Raw genomic sequence first — 24,906 nt, 5'->3', positions numbered from 1 at the left:
GCCGGCCACCCCGTCTTCGAGACGGTGGAGGCATGAAGATTCTGCTAGCGCTGGCCGTGCTCGTCACCGGGTGCGCCGAACCGGCCGTCAGCAAGCCCGGGGCCGTCGCGGATCCGGCGGTCGTCGAGACCGCGTCGGGGGCCGTGCGCGGCACGGTGACCTCGGCGAACCGCCTCTTCCAGGGCATCAAGTACGCCACGGCGGCGCGCTGGGACTCGCCGAAGCCCGTGCCCGCGTGGCAGGGGGTGCGGGAGGCCACCAAACCCGGCGCCCTGTGCCCGCAGGTCGGCACTCCGTACGCGCCGACCAGCAGCGACAACGAGGACTGCCTGTTCCTGAACGTCACCACGCCCGCCGTTCCGGGCAGCAGGCGGCCGGTCATGGTGTGGATCCACGGTGACGGCGCGGTCGGCGCGGGCCACTTCTCCGACGCCCGGAAGCTGGCCGCCAAGGGCGTGGTGGTCGTGACGATCAACTACCGGCTCGGCGTGTTCAGCGGTTTCGGCTACCCAGGGCTGCGTAACTCCGGCACGTTCGGCCTGCAAGATCAGCAGGAGGCGCTGCGCTGGGTCAAGCGCAACGCGGCGGCGTTCGGCGGCGACCCGGGCAACGTGACCGCCTTCGGCATCTCCTACGGCGCGCTGTCGATCGGCGGCCAGCTCTCCTCGCCGGGGGCCAAGGGCCTGTTCCAGCGGGCGATCATGCAGAGCGGCGAGACCCTGATGGACATGCCCGCCAACAGCATGTTGCCGGGCGTGCCCGCCCTGCCGTCGTTCGCGTGGCGGCCCGCCGCCCAGGTCAGCGCCATCGGGGAGGTGTACGCCAAGCAACTCGGCTGCTCGGACCTGGCCTGCCTGCGCGCGCTGCCGGTCAAGAAGATCCTTGAGGTGCCGCAGATCATGAACGCCTTCCAGTCGTACGCGTACGGGAACGACGTCCTGCCCGAATCGCCGGCCGACGCGATGCGGAAGGGGCACACCACCCCGATGCCGGTGCTGGCGGGCACGACGCGGGACGAACACCGGATCTTTGTCGGAATGAATTACGACGTCCAGGGCACCTCTCCGGTTTACCGGCAATTGCTAAAAGATGCGTTCGGAGCGAACGCTGAGCAAATTGCCCGGAAATATCCGGTAAGTCGCTATAAGTCGCCGAGTATCGCTTGGGCTACCGTGTTGACCGATCGTATGTGGGCCCGGTCCACCCATGAGCAGAACGCGCTGCTGGCCAAGAAGGCGCCGGTCTACGGCTACGAGTTCGCCGACCGGAAGGCGCCGATGTTCCTGCCGCTGGAGGCGGACTTCGACTGGGGCGCCTACCACGCGAGTGACCTGCCGTACATCTTCCCGGAGACCAAGGCCGAGCTGTCGCCCGCCCAGGAGCGGCTGTCCGGGCAGATGATGAGCTACTGGACGAACTTCGCCCGCACCGGCGACCCGAACGGCCGCGGCCTGCCCGCCTGGCCGCGCGTCTCCGCCGGCACCCTGTCCCTGGCCCCGGGGGCCATCCGGCCGGTCGACTACGCTGCCGAGCACAAGCTGGCCTTCTGGAAGTAGGCGAAGGAGGCGTCGTGATCAGGGTCATGATCGCTGAAGATCAGGGGATGATGCGCGACGCCCTGGCGCTGTTGCTCGGGCTGGAGGACGACCTGGAGATCGTCGCCCAGGTGTCCTCCGGCCACGAGATCGTACCGGCCGCCACGGAGCACCGGCCCGACGTGGCGCTGCTCGACATCGAGCTGCCCGGCCGCAGCGGTCTCGACGTGCTGCCCGTGCTGCGCGCCGCGCTGCCGGAGTGCGCGGTGCTGGTTCTGACCACGTTCGCCAGGCCGGGCTACCTCAGGCGGGCGATGGAGGCAGGGGCGGCGGGGTTCCTGGTCAAGGACGGGCCGGTGGAGGAGCTGGCCGCGGCGATCCGCCGGGCGGTGGCGGGGGAGCGGATCATCGATCCCGCCCTGGCCGCCGCCGCGCTGAACGCCGGGCCCAGCCCGCTCACGGACCGTGAGCGGGACGTGCTGGCCGCCGCGCTCGACGGCTCCACGATCGCGGACGTGGCGGCGCGGCTGCACCTTTCCGAGAGCACCGTACGCAACCACCTGTCGTCCGCCATCGGCAAGACGAGCACCCGGAACAGGATCGAGGCCGCCCAGTTGGCGCGGCACAATGGGTGGTTGTGATCCCCTTTGACGCGATTCTCTGTGATCTAGATGGAGTGCTCCGCCAGTTCGACCACGCGGTCCAGGCCGACATCGAGGCCCGTTACGGCCTGCCCCTGCGGAAGACCGCCTTCGACCCCGACCTGATCGGCCCCGCCACGCTCGGCCACATCACCGAGGCCCAGTGGATCGAGTCGATCGCCGTCGCGCTGGGCGGCGACGAGCGCGCCCGCCAGGCCGTCGCCGAGTTCGCGGCGGTGCCGTTCTGGGTGGACGAGGAGGTCAGGGCGCTGCTGGCGCGGGCTCAGGAGCAGGTGCCGGTGGTGCTGGTCACCAATGCCACGGACACGCTGGAGGAGCACCTGGACCGGCTCGGACTCACGTACTTCGCCGACGCGGTGGTCAGCAGCGCCCGGGTGGGGCTGGCCAAGCCCGACCGGCGGATCTACGAGCTGGCGGCCGAGCTGGCCGGCGTCGCGCCCGAGCGCTGTCTGTTCGTCGACGACCGGCTGGAGAACGTGGCGGGCGCCAGGGCCCTGGGGATGACCGGCGTGCACTACCGCGGCATCGCCGACCTGACCGCCGTCCTCAGTTAGAAGGGACCCACCAGGTCGCTCACCGGGGCGTCCGCGGCCGCCGTGGTCAGGTCGGCGAAGAAGACCTGCCGGGGCGGCCCGCTGAACTCCCGCTCGCCCGCCCAGTCCCGCAGCGCCTGGATCGCCCGCATGGAGCCGGCCTCGTCGACCTGCGCCGCGGTCAGCCGCACGTACGCCTCCCGATGCGCGGGATCGGCCCGCACCTGGAGGTCGGGGAACCGGCGGCCGATCTCCCCGGCCTGCTCGGCGGGGATGGGCCGGCACCACTCGACCGGCCCGTCGCTGTCGGCGTCGACCTCCCCGTGGAACACCAGGAACGGCGCCCCGCCGATCCCCGGCAGCACGGGCAGCAGGCCGTTCCCGAACCGCGCCACCTGCTCCGTGGTGAACCCGCCGAGCTGGTCGATCGTGACGCTGCGCTTGGCGATCAGCAGCATCCGCTCCGGTACCTCGCGTACCTCTACCTCGAACATCGAACCGCCCTCTCCCGTGAGCCGCTCGACGAGGAAGGCGACGACGTCCCGGCGGCTCGCGTGCTCGGCCTCGACCCGCGCCCAGTAGGCGCGCAGCTCCTCGGCCGCCGCGGCGGGCTCAAGGTCGCAGACGGTCCTGATCCTGGCCAGCGGCATACCCGCCCGGCGCAGCCAGGCGACGAGCCTGGCCCGTTCGAGCTGGCCCGGTTCGTAGAGCCGGTAGCCGTTGATCGGATCGATCCTGGCCGGTATGAGAAGTCCGAGCTCGTCGTAGAGCCGCAGCGCCTTCGGCGAGAGCCTGGACTCCTTGGCGAACGCCCCGATCGTCAGCAGGCCCATCGCCGCCTCCTTCGTCCTGTCACCCTCCACGCTGAGGGTTGCCCCAGGGACAAGGTCAAGCGCCGGCGATATTCGGTTCGGAGAGCACCACTATTTCGCAGAAATGCGTATGGGCCCGCACGGGATGTGTGTTATCCCCGGCCGAGCCGCATAAAAGTCGCACAGCATTCATATAAAAACAAGTGCTTGTTTCCGGCACGGCTCGCGCCTGCCGTGCCGGAAACGCTCAGCGGGTCCGGTCAGTAACTCCCGTACGGGGACTGACTGGACGTCGTCGTCGGCTTGTGCGACGAATGGTTGGTCGGCGTAGGGCTCGCCGACGGCGTGCTCACCTGCGATCCCGTGCCCGCGGGCCGGATCAGGCCCACCAGGCCGTGCTGGGTCTTCTCGATGCCGGCGGAGAACCACAGGGCGTTCTCGCCGCCGGTGGTCGCGGTGCCCTGCTCAAGGTCCCACAGGCCCGGCAGCCAGATCGTCTTGCCGTTGCCGTCGCGCAGCGCGCCCAGGTGGCGGTTGCCGCGGTAAGCGTGGATCGTCCCGTCGCCGAAGTTGCCGACCAGCACCGATCCGGAGTACACGCCGAACTGCTTCGGTGCTGCGACGACGGCCCACGGGGCGTTGAGCCCGGTGCGTGCGATGCGTCCGAGCAGGCGTCCGCTGACGCTGTAGCGGCTGACGAAGCCCTTGCCGGCGCCCGGGATGGACTTGCCGGTCTCGGAGTCGCGCAGGGCATAGGCGACCCAGACGCTGCCACCGCTGAACGTCACGTTGTACGGCTTGTAGTTGGAGGGAACCGCCGAGTCCCTGAACGCCCGGTGAGACAGGGTGAGCTTCTCGAAGTCCGAGTTCCACGCGGCGAGGCGCCCGTTGGCGAAGTCGGCGGCCAGCAGGAAGTCACCGTCATCGGTGTTCACCATCGCGAGGCCCTTGTAGTCGGCGCCCCGGGTGAAGGCCGCGATGATCGCGTTCTTCGGGTCCACCTCGGCGTTCCAGCCGCTGATCGCGCCGCTCGGGCTGGCGAAGATGAACGTGGCGGGCTTGCCCTTGACGGTGAAGCCCTCGCCTGAACTGTTGAACACCTGGCCGGTCGGAGCGCCACCGGGGATGGCCACCTCGGTCGCTTCCTTCTGTCCCGCTCCCGAGTAGACGGTGGCGGAGCCCGTGCCAGTGTTGGAGACCCACAGGGTCTTGCCCATGGCCAGCCCCCAAGGGTTGACCAGTTTAGGATCGGTGACTGCTGCCTTTCCCTTGATGTCGGAAACGAGATTCACGACGTCAAACTTGGTATTCGTCGCTGCCTGTGCGGGGGCGGTGAGGGTCGTGCTCAAGACGACCGCACCAGCGCAGAGTGTGATGATGCGGAACCGCATCCGTGCCTCCTTGTTAGCGCTTGTGGCCGGAGATACGCGGGAGACGCAAGTGCGGTTCAGTAAGGGCCAGAAATAGTGGCCCGGCATGTCAATGAGGCCGTTTCCGGGGGAGTGGAGAGACATGGAAGTTCTGGGCATTGACATCGGTGGATCCGGGATCAAGGGCGCCCCCGTGGACACCGCATCGGGGCAGCTGACGCAGGAGCGCCTGCGCATCCCCACGCCGCAACCGGCCAAGCCGCAGGGCGTGTCCGAGGTCGTGGTGGAGATCGTCAAGCACTTCGGCTGGACGGGCCCGATCGGCGTCACGTTCCCGGGCGTGGTGCTGAACGGCGTGATCATGACGGCCGCGAACGTGCACCACTCCTGGATCGGCGTCGACGCGACGAAGCTCTTCGACGGCGCGACCGTACTCAACGACGCCGACGCGGCCGGTATCGCGGAGATGCGGTTCGGCGAGGGACGGGGCCGCGAGGGGACCGTGATCATGCTGACGTTCGGGACGGGCATCGGCAGCGCGGTGTTCGTCGACGGCGTCCTGGTGCCGAACACCGAGTTCGGGCACCTGCAGATCCACGGCAAGGACGCCGAGCTCCGCGCCTCCGACCGCGCCCGCGAGGAGCACGGCCTGACGTGGGAGAAGTGGGGCGGGCGGGTGGAGGAGTACCTGCGGCACGTGGAGATGCTGTTCTGGCCGTCGCTGTTCGTCATCGGCGGGGGCGTGAGCAAGAAGGCGGACAAGTTCCTGCCGTACGTGCATGTGGACACCCCGATCGTCCCGGCCCGCCTCCGCAACGAAGCGGGGATCATCGGGGCCGCCCTCGCCGTCAAATGATCATCTTCGCAACGCTCCGACCTGGGTGATCAAGAAAGGTGGGGCCGGAGCGCAACCTGATGGGCTCTTCGGGAGTCTCATTAGTGACCGTGGTCGTCCAAGGCGACAACTCTGGGGAGAGTGGGCCCGTCTTGGGCGATCACGGTCAACGATGGGCGCTCGATATTGAGATGCGCACAGCCGCCGCCGTCGGGCAGCATGGGGCGGTTGGCTCCGGCGACGCGGGGCTCAAATATCCTGATAGCAGTATGGGAACCTCTGCGTTGTCCTCTCCACTCACCGAGCTCCAGTCACGCCTGCCCGACCTGATGCCGCGCGACCAGCGGCGACTTCGGCGCAGGCTCGACGGCGTACGCCGGGTGCGCTCCCGCGAGGCCCGGGAAAAGATCACCGCGGAGATCGTCGCCGACGTGGAGCGTGCCGAGCGACGCCTCGCGCGGCGCCGCGAAGCCGTACCAGAAGTGAGCTATCCGGAAAATCTTCCGGTATCCCAGCGTAGGGACGACATCCTCGCGGCCATCCGCGACCACCAGGTCGTGATCATCGCCGGGGAGACCGGATCCGGCAAGACCACCCAGATCCCGAAGATCTGCCTGGAGCTGGGGCGCGGCGTCAGGGGCCTGGTCGGCCACACCCAGCCGCGCCGCATCGCCGCCCGCACGGTGGCCGAGCGCATCGCCGAAGAGCTGGGCACCGAGCTGGGCCAGACGGTCGGCTACAAAGTGCGGTTCACCGACCAGGCGAGCGACCGCACCCTGGTCAAGCTGATGACCGACGGCATCCTGCTGGCCGAGCTGCAGAACGACCGGCTGCTGGAGCAGTACGACACGCTGATCATCGACGAGGCGCACGAACGCAGCCTCAACATCGACTTCATCCTCGGCTACCTGAAGCAGCTCCTGCCCAAACGCCCCGATCTCAAGCTGATCATCACCAGCGCCACGATCGACCCGGAGCGCTTCTCCCGCCACTTCGACGATGCCCCGATCGTCGAGGTCTCCGGCCGCACCTACCCGGTCGAGGTGCGCTACCGGCCGCTCGACGAGGACGACGACCAGACGCAGGGCATCGTCGACGCCTGCCGCGAGCTGGTCTCCGAGGGCCCCGGCGACATCCTGGTGTTCCTGTCGGGGGAGCGGGAGATCCGCGACGCCGCCGACGCGCTCGACAAGGCCGAGTTCCGCAACACCGAGGTGCTGCCGCTGTACGCCCGGCTCAGCGCCGCCGAGCAGCACCGCGTGTTCCAGCGCCACACGGGCCGGCGCATCGTGCTGGCCACCAACGTGGCCGAGACGTCGCTGACCGTTCCGGGCATCAAGTACGTGGTCGACCCGGGGTTCGCCCGCATCTCCCGCTACAGCCACCGCACCAAGGTGCAGCGCCTGCCGATCGAGGCCATCTCGCAGGCGAGCGCCAACCAGCGCAAGGGCCGCTCGGGCCGGACGTCCGACGGTGTCTGCATCCGCCTCTACGAGGAGGAGGACTTCCTCAAGCGGCCGGAGTTCACCGACCCGGAGATCCTGCGCACCAACCTCGCCTCGGTCATCCTGCAGATGACCTCGATCGGGCTGGGCGACATCGAGGCGTTCCCGTTCGTCGAGCCGCCTGACCGCCGTCAGGTACGCGACGGCGTGAGCCTGCTGCACGAGCTGGGCGCGTTCGACGGCCAGGGCGGCATCACCGGCGTCGGCCGCAAGCTGGCCGGGCTGCCGGTCGACCCGCGCCTGGGCCGGATGGTCCTGGAGGCGGAGAAGAACGGCTGCCTGCGCGAGGTCATGGTGATCGCCGCCGCTCTGTCGATCCAGGACCCACGCGAGCGCCCCGTCGACAAGCAGCAGCAGGCCGACGAGAAGCACCGCCGCTTCGCCGACCCCGAGTCCGACTTCCTGTCCTACCTCAACCTGTGGAACCACCTGCGGGAGAAACAGCAGGAGCTGTCCTCCAGCGCCTTCCGCCGCCTGTGCAAGTCGGAGTTCCTCAACTACCTACGCGTACGCGAATGGCAGGACATCTACAGCCAGATCCGCCAGTCGCTCGGCGCCCAGCCCAACAGCGCGCAGGCCGATCCGCAGCAGGTGCACGCGGCGCTGCTCGTCGGCCTGCTGTCGCACATCGGCGTCAAGGACGTCATGGAGAAGCGGGCCCCCGACGGGCGCCGCCCGATCCAGGAATACCTCGGCGCCCGCAACGCCCGCTTCGCCATCTTCCCCGGCTCCGCGCTGGCCAGAAAACAGCCGCAGTGGGTGATGTCGGCCGAACTGGTCGAGACCTCCCGGCTGTGGGCCAGGGTCAACGCCAAGATCGAGCCCGACTGGGTCGAGCCGCTCGCCCAGCACCTGGTCAAACGCACCTACTCCGAGCCGCACTGGGAGAAGAACCAGGGCGCGGTGATCGCGCTGGAGAAGGTCACCCTGTACGGCGTACCCCTGGTGGCCGGGCGGAAGGTCAACTACGGCCGCATCGACCCCGACCTGTCACGCGAGCTGTTCATCAGGCACGCCCTCGTCGAAGGCGACTGGGACAGCCACCACCGCTTCCTCCAGGACAACAGAAGGCTGCTGGAAGAGGTCGAGGAGCTCGAGAACCGGGCCCGCCGCCGCGACATCATGGTCGACGACGAGGCCCTGTTCGACTTCTACGACCAGCGCGTGCCCGCCGACGTCGTCTCCGCGCGCCACTTCGACTCCTGGTGGAAGAAGGTCAGGACCACCGAGCCCGACCTGCTGACGTACTCACCCGAGATGCTGGTCAACGAGGGCGCCGACGTCAGCACCCGCGACTACCCCGACACCTGGCGGCAGCTCGGCCAGCGGATGAAGCTGACCTACCAGTTCGAGCCCGGCGCCGACGCCGACGGCGTCACGGTGCACGTGCCGCTGGCGGTGCTCAATCAGGTCAGCGCCGACGGGTTCGACTGGCAGATCCCCGGCCTGCGCGACGAGCTGATCACCGCCCTGATCAGGTCGCTGCCCAAGCACCTGCGCCGCAACTTCGTGCCCGCCCCCAACTACGCCAAGCAGGTGCTCGAAGGCGTCCGGCAGGGCGGCGAACCGTTGCTGGAGGCCGTGGAGCGGGAGCTGCTCCGGCTGACCGGCGTCCGCGTGCCGCACGACGCCTGGCAGCTCGACCAGGTCCCCGACCACCTGCGCATCACCTACCGGGTGATCGACGAGCGCAAGCGCACGATCGCCGAGGACAAGGACCTCGACGCGCTCAAGCGGCGCCTGGCGCCGCGCCTGCGCAAGACGCTCTCGGCCGCCGCCGACGACCTGGAGCAGTCGGGCCTGCACACCTGGAGCTTCGGCACCCTGCCCAAGGTCTTCGAGCAGGGTCGCATGAAGGGCTACCCGGCGCTGGTGGACGACGGTGACTCCGTGTCGATCAAGATCTTCGAGACGGAGGCCGAACAACGCCGCTCCCACTGGCCCGGCATCCGCCGCCTGCTGCTGCTCAACGTCACCAACCCGGCCAAGTCACTGCTGGGCGGCCTGTCCAACCAGGCCAAGCTGGCCCTGTCCCGCAGCCCGCACGGCGGCGCCGTGGCGCTGTTCGACGACGTGGTGAACGCGGCGATCGACAAGCTCATGCTCGACCTGGGCGGCCCCGCCTGGGACCCGGTCTCGTTCGACCGCCTCTACCAGCACGTACGGGCCCACCTGCACGAGATGTCGGCCGACGTCCTGGCCCGGACGGAACAGATCCTCATCGTGTGGCACGCGGTCGGCACCCGCCTCGACGCCCTCCGCCAGAGCGACTCCACCTCGGACGTCCGCGACCAGCTCGCCAAGCTCGTCTACCCGGGCTTCGTCACCGCGACGGGCCACCGGCGCCTGCCTGACGTGCTCCGCTACATGCGAGCCATCGACCGCCGCCTGACCAAGCTGCCCGAGGAGCCGTGGCGGGACGAGGAGTGGATGGGCCGGGTGCACAAGATGGAGGACTCGTACGAGGACCTGCTGACCCGGCTGCACCCGGCGCGGCGCTCGGACCCGGACGTGGTGGAGATCCGATGGATGATCGAGGAACTCCGGGTCAGCTTCTTCGCCCAGACGTTGGGCACGCCGACACCGGTGTCGGAGAAGCGCATCACGAAGGCGATGGAGCGGCTCACGCCTTGAAAATGGACGTGTCGAGCTCGAAGTCGATCGGAGCCGGCAGGCGGAGCGGGTTCCGACCTCCACGGTGGACGTCGTCCGGTAGGCGCCGTCTCTGATGTCGCTGTAGACGGTGACGGACGGTGGTTCAGCGACCGTGTCCATCAGCAGGTAGATCGGCACGCCGCCGGCCGCGTAGAGGGGAGGCTTCTCTACGCGGTCTCTGAGAGTGCTTCCGGCGGAGACGACCTCGGCGACCATGATCAGCCCTGAGGACAACAGCTCACGGTCGTCCCAGTGGGGGCAATCGGCCGAAAGTATTCCACCCGGCGTGGCAGAACGCACCCCGAACGGCCCCTCATCGAAGGTCGATGAGGGATCCGTACAGTTGGAGGGACTATCCAGGAGGTTTGATGATCAAGGCAGTGGTGTTCGACGTGGGCGAGACGCTCATCGACGAGACCCGCATCTGGTCCCGCTGGGCCGACCGGCTCGGCGTGAGCCGCTTCGTGCTGATGGGTGCGCTCGGCGGGATGGCCGCGCTCGACCGCTCCCACAGCGAGGCGTTCCAGCTCGTACGCCCCGGCATCGACGTGCGGGCCGAGATCGCCGCCTGGGAACGGGACGAACCCCACAGCCTGCGCAACCACTTCGACGCCGACGACCTCTACCCCGACGTCCGCGAGAGCCTCAAGGCCCTGCGAGAGGCCGGGTACCAGGTGATCGTCGCGGGCAACCAGCCGGCCAGGGCGTTCGACGCGCTGGTCGCCATGGATCTGCCCGTCGATTCGGTGCACACGTCCGAGGGCTGGGGCGTGTCCAAGCCCGCCCCCGAGTTCTTCGCCAAGGTGGCCGCCATCGCCGGGCGGGAGCCCGCCGAGATCCTCTACGTGGGTGACCGGCTGGACAACGACGTGCTCCCCGCCGCGCGGGCGGGCATGCGCACGGCGCTACTGCGCCGGGGCCCCTGGGGATACCTGCACGCCGAGCGGCCGCAGGCGCGGGTCGCCGACGTGATCGTCGACGATCTGCCCGCCCTGCTGCCCGCGCTGGAGCGGCTCACCTGAGTCCGTCGTCGGGGTCGACGCGGACGGCACGCTCCTCGGCGGACAGATCGCCGTCGTCCGCACCCCAATCCTCGGCCCACTCCTCGCTGTCCGTGTCCGGCGCCAGCCCCTCGTCGGGCTGGGTGAGCCGGTGCGACTCGCGGGGAGTGCGCTCCCGATCCGGCGCCTCGCGCCGCAGCCGCTCGTCGAGCGTGTCCTCGTGCGCGGGGTCGTCCTCTTCTATGTCATGGCTCATACCGAGGTCATCGGTCCACTCTTCGACCTCGATGCCCTGTTCGTCGCTGTAGCCGTGTCTGTCCGGAGGTTGTGCGGTCATACGCGCTCTCTTACCCCCTGCTAGGTCCCGAACCCCCGTCAGTGGGTCAAACCGGTTCGAGTGGGCGGTCCCGGTCGACCAGGGCGGCGTAGTGGCCCTCCAGTGACATCAGCGTGTCGTGGGTGCCGCGTTCGACGACCCGGCCGTGGTCCAGGACGACGATCTGGTCCGCGTCGCGGACCGTGGAGAGGCGGTGCGCGATCATGATCGTGGTGCGGCCCTCGGCCAGCGTGTCCAACGCCTCCTGTACGGCCCGTTCCGTCTGGGTGTCGAGGGCACTGGTGGCCTCGTCGAGCACGAGCACCGGCGGGTTGCGCAGCAGGGTGCGGGCGATGGCCAGTCGCTGCTTCTCGCCTCCGGAGAAGCGGTAGCCGCGCTCGCCCACCAGCGTGTCGTAGCCGTCGGGCAGCGAGGCGATGTGGTCGTGGATGCGTGCCGCCCTGGCGGCCTTCTCCAGCTCCTCGTCCGTGGCCGACGGCCGGGCGAAGCGCAGGTTGTCGGCGATCGTGGCGTGGAACAGGTACGTCTCCTGCGAGACCACGCCGACCGTCTCGGCCAGCGTGTCGAAGGTGAGATCGCGTACGTCCACGCCGTCGATCGTCACCCGGCCGCCGGTCACGTCGTAGAGCCGGGGCAGCAGGTAGCTGAGTGTCGTCTTGCCCGAGCCGGTCTCGCCGACGACGGCCAGACTGGTGCCTGCGGGGACGGTGATGTCCACGCCGGCGAGCGTGGGCTCCTCGCCGTACGAGAAGTCGACCCGCTCGTAGCGGACCTCGCCGCGGACGCCGCTCAGCGTGCGGGTGCCCGGGTGGATGTCGACCGAGAGGTCGAGGTACTCGAAGATGCGGCCGAACAGCGCGAGCGAGCTCTGCACCTCGACGCCCAGCCGCAGCAGCGACACCGCCGGCCTGAACAGGCTGACCTGCAACGTCGTGAACGCCACCAGCGTGCCGACGGAGATCACACCGGTGTAGCCGACCGCCCAGTAGACCAGGGCGGGCATCGCGGCCATGACGATCTGGATCGACGACTGCCGCCAGCGCCCCGCCATGCTGGACTGCACGCCCAGTTCGGCCAGCTCGTCGGAGGCGTCGGCGAAGCGCTCGGTCAGCTCGGGCGAGCGGCCCATCGTCCGGCCGAGCAGGATGCCGCTGATCGACAGCGACTCCTGCACCATCGACGAGATCACGGCCAGTTTCCGCTGCCGCTCGGAGGTGATGCGGCGGCGTTCGCTGCCGACCTTGCGGCTGATCCCCACGAACACCGGCAGCAGCAGGAGCGAGATCACGGTCAGCCGCCAGTCGAGCGCCAGCATGGCCACGATCGTGGCGACCACGGTGGTCAGGTTCGAGATGAGCGAGGTGGCGGTGGAGGTGACCACCGACTGCATGCCGCCGATGTCGTTGGCGATGCGCGACTGGACCTCGCCGGTCTTGGTGCGGGTGAAGAACGCCAGTGACATGCGCTGCAGATGGCCGTAGACGGAGGTGCGCAGGTCGTGCATGACCCGCTGGCCGACCGTGGTGGAGACCAGCGTCTGCAGGACGTCGAACACGCTGGTGATCACCGCGACCAGGATCATGCCCAGCGCGAGGAGCGCGAGCAGCATGGCGTCGCGGGACGGGATCGCCACGTCCAGCACCTCGCGCAGCAGGAACGGCGAGGCCAGCGAGACCAGGGACGACAGGAGGATGAGTGCGCCGACGACGGCCAGCCGGCCTCGATAGGCGCGGAAGAGTTTGATGATGCGCCGCAACGGCGCGCGGGGTTCCTCAGCCAAGTAGGACTCCTTTTCAGATGCTCCCTCAAACGGAGGTTAGCTCATAATTATTCCGGTAGGCTGTTCCGACATGGAGGACGTGGAGCTGTCGGAGCTCTTGCACCGGGTCAGCCGCCGTCTGCGGCACGGCTACGTTCATCGGCTCGTCCCCCTCGGCGTCAACCCGGGGCAGGCGCGGGCGCTGCGCGCGCTCGCCGACGCCGACCGGCCGCTCAGGATGGTGCAGCTCGCCGACGAGCTGAGGATCGTGCCCCGCTCGGTCACGCCCGTCATCGACGCGCTGGAGCAGGCGGGCCTGGTGCGCAGGGAGATCGATCCGGCCAACCGGCGCTCCACGCTGGTGGTGCTCACGGAGGCGGGCCGCGAGATGTACGAGCGGTCGCGGGAGGCGCGCAGGCAGGCGGGTCAGGACCTGTTCGCGGTCCTCTCCGAGGACCAGCGCGATCAGCTCAAGGACCTGCTCGGAGCAATCGACGGCCAGTTCGGCTAAGTTCGGCTAAGCGCCGCGGGGCGATCCGTGCTCGATGACCGTGCCGCTGATCACCGCGCCGCCGACCACCGTGCCGCCGACCACGGTGGCGAGGCAGGGCGGCCCGCTGAGCAGGGCGGCGTACGGGTAGCGGCCACGGGCGTCGAACACCGCGAAGTCGGCCCGGCTGCCCGGCCCGAGCGAGCCGATCCGGCCACTCCTGCTCGCCATGCCGAGCGCTTGGGCCCCGCCCAGCGTGGCGGCCTCGACCAGCTTGCGATCGAGGCCCCGGGGCCGCGGCCCGCGCCCCCTGGCCTGCTGCCTGATGGACCTGGCCAGGCCGAGCAGATCGGGCACCCGGTCGGCCGAGGCGGGGGCGCGGGTGCCGAAGGCGACGCGGTTGCCCTCGTCCAGGAGCGCGAGCAGGTCGTCGGGCGGCGACGGGCAGAGGGCGGCCACGCTCCCGCGCAGCCGCAGCAGCTTGCGCTCACCGGGATCGAGCGGCCGGCCGCAGGCCACGTGGCAGTGCGGCCCCAGGATGCCCGCCTCGTCGAGCGTCGCGGGCGAGTGGCGGTCCAGGTCGGCCAGCAGCCGCAGGCCGAACGTCCTGGCCAGCACCGCCACGTCCTCCAGCACCTGCGGGTCGGGCGTGTACGCGGCGATGCCCACCGTACGCGGCCGGTCGACCTCGCGGATCGCGGTGATGACCGCGTCGCGCCCGGTCTCCTCCCAGACCTGCTCGGACTCGTACGACACCTCGACATAGGACACCCCGGGCAGCCGGGCCGACTCGGCCGGGTCGGTGACGAGCCCGGCCCGCGCGGTCACCCCGGGTGGCGGCGGAGCGGCGGGGGCGCAGGCGTCCACCAACCCCGCCACGATCATGCCCGGCCAGCGCTGCTCCCGGGTGACGGGGAAGTAGGCGAGCAGCTCGTCCCGGAGCCCCACCTGGAGGACGCGGTCGCCCCGCACGGCGAGCGCGGCGCCGCGCAGCGGCTCGGCGTCGATCGGCAGCACCAGCGGCGCCGAGTGGAGGACGATGGGCGCGGGCGTGCGCCGGCCGAGCTTCGACCTTCGGCCAGATGCGGCACGCTTCGCGGACGGCAAATCGGATCTCCTGTTCTGGAAATCACCCTCTCGGCATTAAACGTGAGCCCGGCCAGCCGTGCAATCACGGACCGGGCCGCGCGTCCCTGGGCCGGTACCTGCCGGAAAGCCGGGCGAGCTTGAGGCTGAGATGCAGGGCCAGCCGTTCGCCGCCGTCCTTCAGGTCGGTGCGGGCCAGCTCCTCCAGTCGCTGCAGCCGGTAGTACAGGGAGGTGCGGTGCAGGCGCAGCGCCCGCGACGTGGCCACCGCGCTGCCCGCCAGATCCAGGTACGTCTCCAGCGTCTCCAGCAGCGGCAGGTGCTGATCGTCGGCGAGCAGCTCCGCCAGCCCCGGATGCAGCTCGTGGTGGGGGAGATGGGTGAGCATCCGGTAGACGCCGAGCCGGGCCCACTCCACCGACCGGCCGAGCTCTGGCACCCGGGCGGCCACCTCGGCCGCGTGCCGCGCCTCCGCGTACGACCCGGCGGCCTCGGCCAGCGCGGGCCTGGCCCGCCCGATCCCGACCACCACCGGGAGCGACATCGCCGCGTGCAGTTCGTCGGCCGCCACCGGGCCGCCCGCGGTGAGCAGCACGGCGTGGTCGAAGCGGACCAGGTGCAGCGGGTGGTGCCCGCTCAGCCGCCGCCGCAACGTGAGCAGCCCCTGCTCCAGCGCCAGCCGGAGCGCCTCGTCCGGCTCGTCCGACAGCGGCCTGGCCACCAGGACGGTCACCGGCTGGGCCTGGGGGAAGGCCCCGGCCTCGATCAGCTGCCTGGCCGAGTCCGGCTCGCCGAGCAGCAGGCCGGTGACCGCCTCCAGCTCCCGGTGCGAGGCCAGCCCCGTGGCCAGGCTCTCGTGGAAGAGCGCCAGGGCCAGGGCGGGCGCCGCCGCGGCGGCCTCGGCGATCTGCTCACCGGACATGGCCGGGCCGGAGTCGATGAACCACAGGAAGCCCAGCAGCCCGGCCTCGTGCCGTACCGGAACGCAGACCCGGGGGAGCAGGCTCAGGTGCGGCGCGCCCGGGACGCGTAACGGCCCGGGCGCGTCGTGGATCCCGGCGGAACGCACCCACTGGCGGACCTCGGGCGTGGAGTGCCGGCGGAGGATCGAGTCGCGGCGGATGTCATCCATCGTGCCGTACTGCTCGCTGTAGGCGACAACGCGTTGCACGCGGTCCTCCAGCAACAGCGGTCTGTCAAGGCGAGCCGCCAGCTCGTCCACGGTCCGCTGGAGATCCGCCACTACGTCACCTGGACATTTCATCGTTTGTCGGAACGACCACTACAGGTCTTCCCTACAACTGATCGATGATCTCCGTCAACTTCGTCTATAACGTCTATCCGTGAATGCCCCCAAGAAGCTGCTGAAAGGTCTGCTGGCGGCCCTCGTGCTGATTCCGATGAGCCTTGTGGCGACCCCGGCTTCCGCAGCACCCCCCACAGACGATCCCGAGTACCCCTGGCGGCAGAACCACTGGCCGCAGACCCAGCCCTGGCAACAGGACGCATCCTCCGACGCCCAGGCACTCCGCGGCCGTCTGACAGGCGGCATCGAGCCGATCGACCCGCAGAACTGGGAGAACCCCGACCACATGACGTGGGCGGACTACAAGAAGGTGCCGGGCACCCAGTGGAACGACCCGGCGGTCAAGGGCTCCAAGCGCACCTTCAAGGGCGCGTTAGTGCTCCTGGACTACCCGAACCAGCCGTTCGTGGTCACCCAGCCCAAGGGCTCGACGATCTACGCCAACCCGAGCGCCGAGGCCCATGACGTGCCCCGCGACCAGGTGGCCAAGTTCTACCAGGACTTCCTCAACACCCCGAACGCCCTCAACAAGGGTCACACCATCCACGAGTACTGGATGGAGGACTCCGGTGGCCGCTACGGAGTCGAGCTGACCGGCTTCGGCCCGTACACGATGCCGGGCAAGGACCACGAGTACGCCATGGAGTTCCAGGGCGGCACCGCCTGCCCGGCGGGCGACACGTGCGACCGGAACCTGCGCACCGACGGGCACGCCGCGTTCATCGGCGCGATCGGCGAGGAGGCCGCCAAGCAGTTCGACTTCATCTTCTACGTGAGCGCCGGCCAGGACGAGTCGTCCACCTGGCAGGAGTTCGGGATGATGAAGTTCCCCACCAAGGAGGACGTGACGGACGAGTGGGGTCCGCCCGACCCCAACCTGCCGAACTGGGCCCAGACCCGCTACGTCGACTGGACCTCCTGGCAGGCCGGCTCCAACTTCTGGCCCAACGCCAACATCGGCGTCGACTCGGTCCAGGCCGAGAGCTCCGGCATGGCCGTCTACGCCCACGAGTTCAGCCACATCATGGGCGTACTGGACAACTACAACAACCCGTACAGCATCCCGGCCCGCCGCGCCTACACCGGCATCTGGGAGATGCTCAGCCGGGGCAGCTTCAACGGCCCCGGCGGCCCGCACTCCCGCTGGCTGATCCCGCCGACCGCCGGCGCGTCCATGGGCGCCCAGCACATGCTGCGCAACAAGATCAAGCTGCAGATGGTCGACGAGCAGAACGTGCTGCGCCTGTCACGCGAGGCCCTCGACGAGTCGGGCCTGGTGAAGGCCAGGGTCATCGCCCGCGAGTCGCAGCCGGGCAAGAACGAGCTGTCGGGCGTCAACATCGCCTTCGACACCGGCGACAAGAGCCCGGCCTGCAGCACGCAGACCAACCCGCTCTGTGACGGCGGCGGCTACGAGAACTACACGGTCGAGGTCGTCGACCGGGTCGGCACCGACTCCTTCACCCCCGACTCCGGTGTGCTCGTGGCCAAGACCAAGAACCAGGACCGATCGCCGTTCGAGTGGGTGATCGACGCCAACCCGCAGGACATCGGGATGACCGACTACGTCATGCCCGACGGGACCAAGGTGCCGATCACGATCGGCGACTACCGCCAGCTGGCCGACGCCCTCTTCCACGCGGGCACCGGCTCCGGCAGCCAGTACGAGTACGTCGACCAGGCCAACCGCCTGCACTTCTACGTGACCGACCTGAAGCGCGGCCGCGACGGCACCCTGTCGTACACGGTCGCGATCCGCTCGCTCGACGGCGCGGGCCCGCAGAAGCGCGGCGTCAAGGTGCTCCCCGCCGCCGGGATCCCGACCGGCAAGGGCTACTCGACCTGCAAGTTCCCGCTGTTCAACACCGGCAAGGCGGCCCCCGCGCAGGGGACGCACCCCGAGGACGTCAGCGCCTACCTCAACTCCGACGTCTACCGGCTCAAGGCCGAGGTGCAGGGCAAGGGCTGGACCGCCCAGCTGCCCAACGCCCTGGCCGCCGTCGACTTCGGCAAGCAGGAGGTGGTCGCGGTCAACGCCGTGCGCGCCTCGGGCGGTGACCGGCTCGCCAAGGTCACGCTCACCGCGACCTCGGAGAGCGACCCCACCAAGACGGTGACGGCCACCTGTCCGGTGATCGGCCTTTAGCAGAAGGGTGGGGTACGGCTGGCGCAGCCGTACCCCATCCGCTTGAATCACCCCCGGAGGGGGTGTTCGTTGACAGGGCAGCTACCAGACAAGCCGCCGTCGCGGCGTAGGAAGGTGCCACTGGCCGCGCCGGTCTCGGCGGGCATCGCGGCCGCGGCGGCCAGCATCCTGGCCGCCTCCGTCGACTGGGAGATCCCACCCGTCGCCAAGGTGAGCGTGACCATGGCGGCGGCGCTCCTGGTCGGGCTGACCACCTGGGCCACGACCGAGGGGCGGTCCAAACGCGAGGCGGCGGCCGAGCCGTCCGCGCGTGCGCCCCACCAGTGGCCGCCCGTCCCCGAGCACTTCACCGGACGCGCCGAGCCGCTCGCGGAGCTGCGGACGGTCTTCGGCGGGCGGCGCAAGTCCGGCGGCGTCTCGCCGCCGCTGGTGGTCTCCGTGTACGGCAGGGGCGGCGTCGGCAAGTCGGCGCTGGTGGCCAGGTTCGGGCAGGAGATCGCCGGCGCGTTCCCCGACGGGCGCCTGTACGCGGACCTGCGGGGCGGCGTCGACGCCCCGGTGCGCCCGGAGGAGGTGCTGATCGGGTTCCTGCGCGCGCTCGGCGTCCGGCTGACCACCGACCCCGGCGGCCTCGACGAGCTGCGCAAGCTCTGGCTGACCTGGACCAAGGACCGCAGGATCCTCATCGGGCTGGACAACGCGCACGGCGCCGACCAGGTCAAACCGCTGATCCCGGCCGAGCCCGGCTGCGCCGTGCTGGTCACCTCACGCCAGCCGCTGTTCCTGAACGGCACCCACGACACCCAGCTCGGCGTGTTCAGCGAGGCCCACGGCGTGGAGCTGCTGGCCAGGCTGGCCGGCGGCGCCAGGGTGGTCGACGACCTCGACGCGGCCAAGGAGATCGTCCGGATCTGCGACTACCTGCCGCTGGCGATCAACATCTGCGGCGGCCGGCTGGCCACCCGCGAACACTGGACGATGAGGCAGCTGGCCGACCGGCTGGCCGACGAGCGCCGCCGCCTCGACCAGCTCGAACTCGCGCAGACCGTCGACAAGAGCGTGCGCGCCTCCGTGCAGCTCAGCTACGACGACTGCACCGGCATGCAGCGCCGCCTGCTGCGCCTGCTGTCCGCGCTCACCTCGCCCGACGTGCCCGGCTGGGTGGCGGGCGAGCTGCTCGACATCTCCGGGCTCGACGGCGCCGACCAGCTTGAGGCGCTGATCGACACGCAGCTCGCCGAGAGCTCGGGCGCCGACCCGACCGGCGCCATGCGCTACCGCCTGCACGACCTCGTCCGGCTGTTCGCCGTCGAGCTGGCCGAGGGGGACGACCAGGACCGGCGCAGAGCCGCCATCGAACGGGTGCTGTCCGGTTACCGCCGCCGCGCCGAGGAGGCGGCCCAGGACCGCTGGCCACAGGACTGGAGCCGTGGCGGGCGCAGCTCCGGCGTCGAGGGGCAGGTACACGCGGCCGACTGGCTCAACGCCGAGCGGCTCTCGCTGATCGCCATGATCAACCTGGCCAGGCAGCTGGAGCTGTGGGAGCTGACCTCGGGGCTGGCCAGGGCGTTCTGCTCGCTATGTCACTCCCTGCGCGCCTACTGGGCCGACTGGCACATCGCGGCCGAGGCCGGCTGCGAGGCCGCCCGGCACACCGGCGACCGGCGCGCCCTGGCCATCGCGCTGCTCGACCGGGCGGCCGTGCAGGGCGGGCTCGGCGGCCACGAGCTGGGCCGGGTGGGTGCCGAGCAGGCGCTGGAGATCTTCACCGAGCTCGGCGAGTCGTGGTGGGCGGCCAGGGCGATGCGGACGATCGGCATGGGGCTGTTCAACGACGGCCACCTCGACCGCGCGCAGGACTTCCTGATCGGCGCCATCACCGCGTTCAAGGGCGAAGAGGACTTCTGGTGGATGGCCCGCACCCAGCGCAACCTCGCCGAGATGCGGCTGGCCCAGCGGCGGCCCGAGGAGGCCAGGGATCTGCTCGAAGATGCCCTGGAGGTGTTCAAGCAGGCGGGCAACCGCTACTCCGAGGCCCAGACGCTGCGTGCCTACGGTGAGGTGCTCGCCGCGCAGGCCCGCGGCAGGCGCCGCGAAGGCGAGCACCGGGCCGCGCTGGAGGGCTTCACCAAGGCGGGCTTCAGCCTCGACCGCGCCGCCGAGATGTTCCGGCAGCGCGGCGAGCTGTGGGAGGAGGCCCGCTGCCTGCGCGCGGCCGGTGAGGTCGGCGACCCGTCCAACGGGCTGCGCGAGCTCGACTTCGTCCGGCGGGCGGAGGAGATCCTGACGGCCCTCGGCGACTCGTGGGGCGTGGCGCGCACCGCGCTGTCGGCCGGCCGGGCCCTGGCCAGGCTGGGCCGGATCGAGGAGTCGGAGCACGAGCTGCGCCGGGCCGTACACGCGTTCGAGGAGCTCGACGACCGGTGGTGGATGGCGCTCAGCCTGCGCTACCTCGGCGAGACGCATCTCGACTCGGGCGGGCCGCACGCGGCCGTCGAGCCGCTGAAGCAGGCCAGGGACATCTACCGCAGCCTCGGCAACGAGGCCGGCATGCGCAGGACGCTGGAGCTGCTCAGGAAAGTGGAGTCCTGAGCAGTTCCCCGGCGGACTGCCGGGCCTGGTAGATGCTCTCCTCGAACAGCTTGCGCACGTGCGCGGCCTGGTCGGCCAGCTCCCTGACGTGCGTACGGGCCAGGTCGTCATGGACCGTCTCGGCGAGGAGCTGCTGGTAGTCCGGCGTCCGCGCGGCCAGCGCCTCCAGCCGATGGTGGGCGTGGAAGACCTTGTCCGCCTTGACCACCTGCTTGGCGTACTTCTCCAGGTGCCGCACCCGCCGCGACAGCGAGGTCCAGGCCGCGTCGAGCGCGGTGGTGTACGGCTTGAACGCGTCCTCCATGCCGGCGGGCAGGTCGCGAGGGATGAGCCGGCGGTGCTCGGCGTGCATGGACGACAGCTTGGCCAGCCGCTGGGCGATCTGCCACACCTCCTCCGGCAACGTCACCCGGTTGTCGATGGTGTCGATCAGCCCTGCCCTGTTCACCTGGGAGTTCAGGATCGCGTCCACCGCGTCCTGGGCGCGGCGCAGCAGCATCTGGCAGGGATAGTCGAGCTCTTCGGGTAGGACGTAGTGGGCGGCGTACTCGTAGGCGAGCCGCAGCCGTCGTTTGGTCGCCCGGCGCGTCGGCTCTACGGCCATCCACCGCATCAACCCGACCATGCCCATCCCGAGCGCGGCCACGACCGCGACGCCCCGATTGGTGAGCGCCAAGATCATCAACAGCAGCCCGGGAAGAACCAGGAGGAGGGCGAGATTGTACGGGGGGTCCATCAGGCGGCCCGCTCTGGCCATGCGGAGGAAATGCGGGCTGGTTCGCAGCTGGAAGGAGATGTCCGGAGGCAGGGCTGGATCTACCACCAGCTGCGGGGGCAAGGCGCGCGGATCCATACAGTTCATGCTGCGTTATGAACCTCGAATCCGCTCATATTTGAGAGACATATAGGGTCTAAACGATGAACGAGATGACGCGATGGATCGATCTGGAAGGCGCCGTCAATGTGCGTGACCTGGGTGGACTCACCACCCATGACGGCGGCGTCACCCGCTACGGACGGATTTTTCGGGCCGACAATCTTCAGGGGCTGACCGACAAGGACGTGTCCCGGCTGGTCGGCGAGCTCAAGTTGCGGCACGTCGTGGACCTGCGCTCCAACGCCGAGGTCGCGCTGGAGGGCCCCGGGCCGCTGAGCCGGATGCCCGAGGTGACGCATCACCATCTGACGCTGTTCGCCGAGGGAGGCAGGCACACCGACGTCGAGGCCGACACCATCGACGGCGACCGGGTGCTGCCCTGGCAGGAGCGTCAGCTTGACGAGGACCTGCGGATGACCGGGTTCTACTACGGTTACCTGCGCGACCGGCCCGACGCGGTGGTGGCCGCGCTGCGGGCCATGGCGCTGAACGACGGCGCGGCCGTGGTGCACTGCGCGGCCGGCAAGGACCGCACCGGGGTGCTGTCGGCGCTCGCCCTGGAGGTGGCGGGGGTCACCCGGGAGGGGATCATCGCCGACTACGAGGCCACCGGGGAGCGGCTGGAGCAGGTGCTGCGGCGGCTGCGGGGGAGCGCCACCTACCGCGACGACCTCGACTCGCGGCCCGCCGACGACCACATGCCCCGGGCGCGGTACATGGAGCAGTTCCTGTCGGTGCTGGAGGAGCGGTTCGGCGGGCCGATCGCCTGGCTGGAGTCGCATGGGTGGACGGCGGCGGACACGGAGGCCATGCGCGCCCGGCTGCGCGAATAGGCTCGATCAGGTCTCTTCGTTCAGCTGGACGACGACGCGCTCGGTCGCCGACAGGCGGGCCGCCTCGAGGACGGCGAGCGCGTCGACCACGCTCTCGGGGCTCACCGGTGGCGGCGTGCCCGCGCGCAGGCAGGACTCGACGCCGCGGTAGAAGTCGAGGTACGCTCCGGGCTCGGTGGGGACCGCGGCATTGGCGTCCTCCGTCCCCAGGAGCCCCCACATCTCCTCGTTCTCCGCGCCGAACCCCGGCGAGTCGGGCGAGATCCCGGCGCGCAGGCGTTCCTCCTGCACGTCCATCCCGTGCTTGACGTACGCCGCCCGCGAGCCGAGCACCCGGAACCGCGGCCCGAGCTGCGCGGCCATCGCCCCGGCCCACAGGTGCGACCGGGCGCCACCGGCGTGCGTCAGCGCGATGAACGTGTCGTCGTCGGCGGCCACCCCCTCGCGCCGGACGTCGCTCTCCGCGTAGACCTCACGCACCGGGCCGAGGAGTTGCAGCGCCTGGTCGACCAGGTGGCTGCCCAGGTCGTAGAGCAGGCCGGCGACCTCCTCGGCACCACCGCTCTCCCGCCAGCCGCCCTTGGGCACCGGCCGCCAGCGCTCGAACCGGGACTCCAGGCGCAGCACGTCGCCGAGGCGGCCTTCCGCGGTGAGCCGGCTCAGGGTGCGGAAGTCGCCGTCCCAGCGCCGGTTCTGGAACACGGTCAGCATCAGGTTCCGCTCGGCGGCCAGGCGTACGAGCCGGCGGGCCTCCTCGGCGGTACGGGCCAGGGGCTTGTCGACCACGACCGGCTTGCCGCGGGTCAGCGCTTCGGTGGCCACCGGCACGTGGGTCTTGTTCGGTGAGGCGACGACCACGAGGTCGCAGCGGTCCCACAGCCCGTCCAGGCTGGGCACGGCGACCGCCCCGTAGCGGGCGGCCACCTCGTCGGCCCGCACGGGGTTGCCGGTGACGACGGCGGACAGCCGCAGGCCGGGCGTGGCGTGGATCAGGGGCGCGTGGAAGAACGCGCCCGCTGTGCCATACCCGACCAGGCCGACCTCGATCTCGCTCATCGGCCCAGCGTAACGCGGGGCTACTCGTCGTCGCGTTCGGCCAGGAAGCGTTCGAACTGGGCGGCGAGTTCGTCGCCGGTGGGCATCGCGGTGGCCTCGGCGATCAGGTTCTCGCGATCGGCGCCGCCGGCGAACGCGTCGTACTGCTGCTCCAGGCCGGTGATGGCCGTGGACAGCTCGCTCGACGCCTGGATCTGCTCCTCGATCTCGGTCGTGGTGCGCTGGGCCGCCTCGCGCAGCGGGTCCATCGGGAAGAGCAGGCCGGTGCCCCGCGTGACCGCCTCCAGGGCGGCGACCGCGGCGTGCGGATATTCGGCCTGCGACAGGTAATGCGGCACGTGCACCGCGTAGCCCAGCGCGTCGTAGCCCTTGGCGCCCAGGCGGAACTCGATCAGGGCGGCGATGCTGCCCGGCACCTGGACCCGGCCGAACGAGCTGGTCTGGGCGTTGATGAGCTCGGGACGGCTGGCGTGCATGGTGATGCCGAGCGGGCGGGTGTGCGGGACCGCCATCGGGATGCCGTGCATCGTCACCATCTTGCTCACCTTCAACTCGTCGGCGAGGGCGCCGACCGCCCGGGTGAACAGCTCCCACTCACGGTCCGGCTCGGGGCCGCTCATCACCAGGAACGGGGTGCCGGTGTCGTCCTTCGCGGCGTACACGGCCAGCTCAGGGCTCTCACACTCGACCCATCGGTCGGTGTCGAAGGTCATGATGGGCCGCCGCGAGCGATAGTCGAGGAGGCGATCCACGTCGAACGTCGCCACGGTCCGGTGCTCCAGCTCCGCCAGCAGGTGGCCCAGCGCGAGGCGTCCGGCACCACCCGCGTCGACGAAGCCGTCGAAGTGGTACAAGAGCACGGGATCGGCCAGCTCGGGCACATCATCTGCGAGCTTGTAGAGATCCGTCGGGTCGAACACGGTTGGACAGCCTTTCCCTAGGTACTCTCACCAGAACCTACGACGAGCCGCAACGATTCCGTGCAGGGCACCCTATCGAGGCAGAATGGGGGGCATGGACGGGGACCCGGAGCTCGAGGAGTTCGCCGGCAGGATGTTCGACCTGGCCAGGGCGGGCGATACGGAGACGCTGCGCGCCTATGTGGACGCGGGTGTTCCGGCAAATCTCACCAATAGCAAAGGTGACACTTTGCTGATGCTTGCGGCTTATCACGGTCACGCCGCCACCGTCCAGATGCTCGCCGAGCAGGGTGCTGATCCGGGGAGGGCGAACGACCGGGGCCAGACACCTCTGGCGGGTGCCGTGTTCAAGAAGGAGTCTGCCGTGGTCAGAGCGTTGCTCGACGCGGGTGCGGATCCGGCGGCCGGAAACCCTTCCGCGGTGGACACGGCTCGAATGTTCGCGAACGACCAGTTCCTTGAATGGTTCCGGCAAATAGCGCCATAGTATGAAATATGGCGAAATGTCCGGGAAGTTATCGAGTGTGGCCTTTCGAACAGTCCATCGCCATGCTGTAAGTGTGGTTACATCTGCGCACTCCTTCAGTAGGCGGCCG

The 24,906-nt window shown here is 69.9% G+C and carries 20 protein-coding genes and 1 pseudogene; 11 read left to right on the top strand and 10 right to left on the bottom strand.

Annotated features, from left to right (window positions below; translation table 11 throughout):
* The first annotated feature begins 32 nt into the window (after window positions 1-32).
* Genes AB0B91_RS04150 through AB0B91_RS04140 form a run of 3 tightly spaced genes read left to right on the top strand, consistent with a single transcriptional unit; the run spans window position 33 to window position 2,751 of the window.
* Complete coding sequence (locus AB0B91_RS04150) at window positions 33-1,556, top strand: carboxylesterase family protein (RefSeq protein WP_358315195.1); 1,524 nt, start codon at window positions 33-35, stop codon at window positions 1,554-1,556.
* Window positions 1,557-1,570: 14 nt separating this feature from the next.
* The gene (locus tag AB0B91_RS04145) at window positions 1,571-2,176 is read left to right on the top strand and encodes a response regulator transcription factor (RefSeq protein WP_358315192.1); all 606 of its coding nucleotides are present in this window, start codon (window positions 1,571-1,573) and stop codon (window positions 2,174-2,176) included.
* Window positions 2,167-2,751: an HAD-IA family hydrolase gene (locus AB0B91_RS04140; RefSeq protein ID WP_358315189.1), complete on the top strand. Its 585-nt coding sequence runs from the start codon at window positions 2,167-2,169 to the stop codon at window positions 2,749-2,751. Before AB0B91_RS04145 ends, AB0B91_RS04140 begins: the two co-directional genes overlap by 10 nt.
* Here AB0B91_RS04140 and AB0B91_RS04135 read toward each other — a convergent pair.
* Together AB0B91_RS04135 and AB0B91_RS04130 are read right to left on the bottom strand one after the other, a co-directional pair.
* Window positions 2,748-3,563: a helix-turn-helix domain-containing protein gene (locus AB0B91_RS04135; RefSeq protein WP_358315186.1), complete on the bottom strand. Its 816-nt coding sequence runs from the start codon at window positions 3,561-3,563 to the stop codon at window positions 2,748-2,750. The genes AB0B91_RS04140 and AB0B91_RS04135 overlap by 4 nt on opposite strands.
* 239 nt (window positions 3,564-3,802) lie before the next feature.
* Window positions 3,803-4,834 carry a TIGR03118 family protein gene (locus AB0B91_RS04130; RefSeq protein ID WP_358315183.1) on the bottom strand — a complete coding sequence of 344 codons (1,032 nt, stop codon included), beginning with the start codon at window positions 4,832-4,834 and terminating at the stop codon, window positions 3,803-3,805.
* Window positions 4,835-5,054: 220 nt separating this feature from the next.
* Between AB0B91_RS04130 and ppgK the strand changes: the two genes are divergently transcribed.
* Together ppgK and hrpA are read left to right on the top strand one after the other, a co-directional pair.
* On the top strand, window positions 5,055-5,768 hold the full coding sequence (ppgK, locus tag AB0B91_RS04125) for a polyphosphate--glucose phosphotransferase (protein WP_358315180.1): 714 nt from the start codon (window positions 5,055-5,057) through the stop codon (window positions 5,766-5,768).
* A 248-nt stretch (window positions 5,769-6,016) separates the two neighbouring features.
* Complete coding sequence (gene hrpA, locus AB0B91_RS04120) at window positions 6,017-9,886, top strand: ATP-dependent RNA helicase HrpA (RefSeq protein ID WP_358315177.1); 3,870 nt, start codon at window positions 6,017-6,019, stop codon at window positions 9,884-9,886.
* Window positions 9,887-10,003: 117 nt separating this feature from the next.
* Here the strand turns inward: hrpA and AB0B91_RS04115 are convergent.
* Window positions 10,004-10,123: pseudogene (locus AB0B91_RS04115) on the bottom strand (Uma2 family endonuclease); the annotation flags it as partial.
* A 152-nt stretch (window positions 10,124-10,275) separates the two neighbouring features.
* Between AB0B91_RS04115 and AB0B91_RS04110 the strand changes: the two are divergent.
* Window positions 10,276-10,929, top strand: coding sequence for an HAD family hydrolase (locus AB0B91_RS04110; protein WP_358315174.1), 654 nt, complete (start codon window positions 10,276-10,278; stop codon window positions 10,927-10,929).
* Here AB0B91_RS04110 and AB0B91_RS04105 read toward each other — a convergent pair.
* Both AB0B91_RS04105 and AB0B91_RS04100 read right to left on the bottom strand, forming a co-directional pair.
* A complete protein-coding gene (locus AB0B91_RS04105; RefSeq protein WP_358315172.1) occupies window positions 10,922-11,245 on the bottom strand; it encodes a DUF5709 domain-containing protein in 324 nt (107 codons plus the stop codon). The genes AB0B91_RS04110 and AB0B91_RS04105 overlap by 8 nt on opposite strands.
* 46 nt (window positions 11,246-11,291) lie before the next feature.
* The gene (locus tag AB0B91_RS04100) at window positions 11,292-13,025 is read right to left on the bottom strand and encodes an ABC transporter ATP-binding protein (protein WP_358315169.1); all 1,734 of its coding nucleotides are present in this window, start codon (window positions 13,023-13,025) and stop codon (window positions 11,292-11,294) included.
* Between the two features lie 70 nt (window positions 13,026-13,095).
* Here AB0B91_RS04100 and AB0B91_RS04095 point away from each other — a divergent pair, with 70 nt between their 5' ends.
* A complete protein-coding gene (locus AB0B91_RS04095; RefSeq protein WP_358315166.1) occupies window positions 13,096-13,515 on the top strand; it encodes a MarR family transcriptional regulator in 420 nt (139 codons plus the stop codon).
* Between the two features lie 6 nt (window positions 13,516-13,521).
* Here AB0B91_RS04095 and AB0B91_RS04090 read toward each other — a convergent pair whose 3' ends face one another.
* A complete protein-coding gene (locus tag AB0B91_RS04090) occupies window positions 13,522-14,601 on the bottom strand; it encodes an amidohydrolase family protein (protein WP_358315163.1) in 1,080 nt (359 codons plus the stop codon).
* A gap of 64 nt (window positions 14,602-14,665) precedes the next feature.
* Entirely contained in the window at window positions 14,666-15,823 is a 1,158-nt protein-coding gene (locus AB0B91_RS04085; protein WP_358315105.1) for a helix-turn-helix domain-containing protein, read from the bottom strand.
* Between the two features lie 100 nt (window positions 15,824-15,923).
* On the opposite strand from AB0B91_RS04085, the gene AB0B91_RS04080 reads away from it, so the two are divergent.
* Window positions 15,924-18,032, top strand: coding sequence for a M6 family metalloprotease domain-containing protein (locus AB0B91_RS04080; RefSeq protein ID WP_358315102.1), 2,109 nt, complete (start codon window positions 15,924-15,926; stop codon window positions 18,030-18,032).
* A gap of 114 nt (window positions 18,033-18,146) precedes the next feature.
* A complete protein-coding gene (locus AB0B91_RS04075) occupies window positions 18,147-20,624 on the top strand; it encodes a tetratricopeptide repeat protein (protein ID WP_358315099.1) in 2,478 nt (825 codons plus the stop codon).
* On the opposite strand, the gene AB0B91_RS04070 is transcribed toward AB0B91_RS04075, so the two are convergent.
* On the bottom strand, window positions 20,605-21,477 hold the full coding sequence (locus AB0B91_RS04070) for a hypothetical protein (protein ID WP_358315096.1): 873 nt from the start codon (window positions 21,475-21,477) through the stop codon (window positions 20,605-20,607). The two genes, AB0B91_RS04075 and AB0B91_RS04070, sit on opposite strands and share 20 nt — an antisense overlap.
* A 65-nt stretch (window positions 21,478-21,542) precedes the next feature.
* Between AB0B91_RS04070 and AB0B91_RS04065 the strand changes: the two genes are divergently transcribed.
* The gene (locus AB0B91_RS04065) at window positions 21,543-22,334 is read left to right on the top strand and encodes a tyrosine-protein phosphatase (RefSeq protein ID WP_358315093.1); all 792 of its coding nucleotides are present in this window, start codon (window positions 21,543-21,545) and stop codon (window positions 22,332-22,334) included.
* A gap of 6 nt (window positions 22,335-22,340) precedes the next feature.
* Here the strand turns inward: AB0B91_RS04065 and AB0B91_RS04060 are convergent, their stop codons facing one another.
* Window positions 22,341-23,390 carry a Gfo/Idh/MocA family oxidoreductase gene (locus tag AB0B91_RS04060; protein WP_358315090.1) on the bottom strand — a complete coding sequence of 350 codons (1,050 nt, stop codon included), beginning with the start codon at window positions 23,388-23,390 and terminating at the stop codon, window positions 22,341-22,343.
* A gap of 20 nt (window positions 23,391-23,410) precedes the next feature.
* Window positions 23,411-24,310, bottom strand: a complete 900-nt coding sequence (locus tag AB0B91_RS04055; RefSeq protein WP_358315087.1) for a PAC2 family protein — start codon at window positions 24,308-24,310, stop codon at window positions 23,411-23,413.
* 94 nt (window positions 24,311-24,404) lie between these two features.
* On the opposite strand from AB0B91_RS04055, the gene AB0B91_RS04050 reads away from it, so the two are divergent.
* A complete protein-coding gene (locus AB0B91_RS04050; protein WP_358315084.1) occupies window positions 24,405-24,797 on the top strand; it encodes an ankyrin repeat domain-containing protein in 393 nt (130 codons plus the stop codon).
* The last annotated feature ends 109 nt before the right edge of the window (window positions 24,798-24,906 follow it).

Source organism: Nonomuraea sp. NPDC049141 (genome assembly GCF_040648415.1).
In the GTDB taxonomy this organism is placed as follows: domain Bacteria; phylum Actinomycetota; class Actinomycetes; order Streptosporangiales; family Streptosporangiaceae; genus Nonomuraea.
Note: the sequence above shows the minus strand (reverse complement) of the source record. Positions and strands in the feature narration are given on the sequence as shown.

Coding starts and splice junctions, on each gene's coding strand:
- AB0B91_RS04050 (WP_358315084.1), top strand. CDS start 24,405: ATGGACGGGGACCCGGAGCTCGAGGAGTTCGCCGGCAGGATGTTCGAC.
- AB0B91_RS04065 (WP_358315093.1), top strand. CDS start 21,543: ATGAACGAGATGACGCGATGGATCGATCTGGAAGGCGCCGTCAATGTG.
- AB0B91_RS04060 (WP_358315090.1), bottom strand. CDS start 23,390: ATGAGCGAGATCGAGGTCGGCCTGGTCGGGTATGGCACAGCGGGCGCG.
- AB0B91_RS04105 (WP_358315172.1), bottom strand. CDS start 11,245: ATGACCGCACAACCTCCGGACAGACACGGCTACAGCGACGAACAGGGC.
- AB0B91_RS04070 (WP_358315096.1), bottom strand. CDS start 21,477: ATGGATCCGCGCGCCTTGCCCCCGCAGCTGGTGGTAGATCCAGCCCTG.
- AB0B91_RS04150 (WP_358315195.1), top strand. CDS start 33: ATGAAGATTCTGCTAGCGCTGGCCGTGCTCGTCACCGGGTGCGCCGAA.
- AB0B91_RS04095 (WP_358315166.1), top strand. CDS start 13,096: ATGGAGGACGTGGAGCTGTCGGAGCTCTTGCACCGGGTCAGCCGCCGT.
- AB0B91_RS04135 (WP_358315186.1), bottom strand. CDS start 3,563: ATGGGCCTGCTGACGATCGGGGCGTTCGCCAAGGAGTCCAGGCTCTCG.
- ppgK (WP_358315180.1), top strand. CDS start 5,055: ATGGAAGTTCTGGGCATTGACATCGGTGGATCCGGGATCAAGGGCGCC.
- hrpA (WP_358315177.1), top strand. CDS start 6,017: ATGGGAACCTCTGCGTTGTCCTCTCCACTCACCGAGCTCCAGTCACGC.
- AB0B91_RS04110 (WP_358315174.1), top strand. CDS start 10,276: ATGATCAAGGCAGTGGTGTTCGACGTGGGCGAGACGCTCATCGACGAG.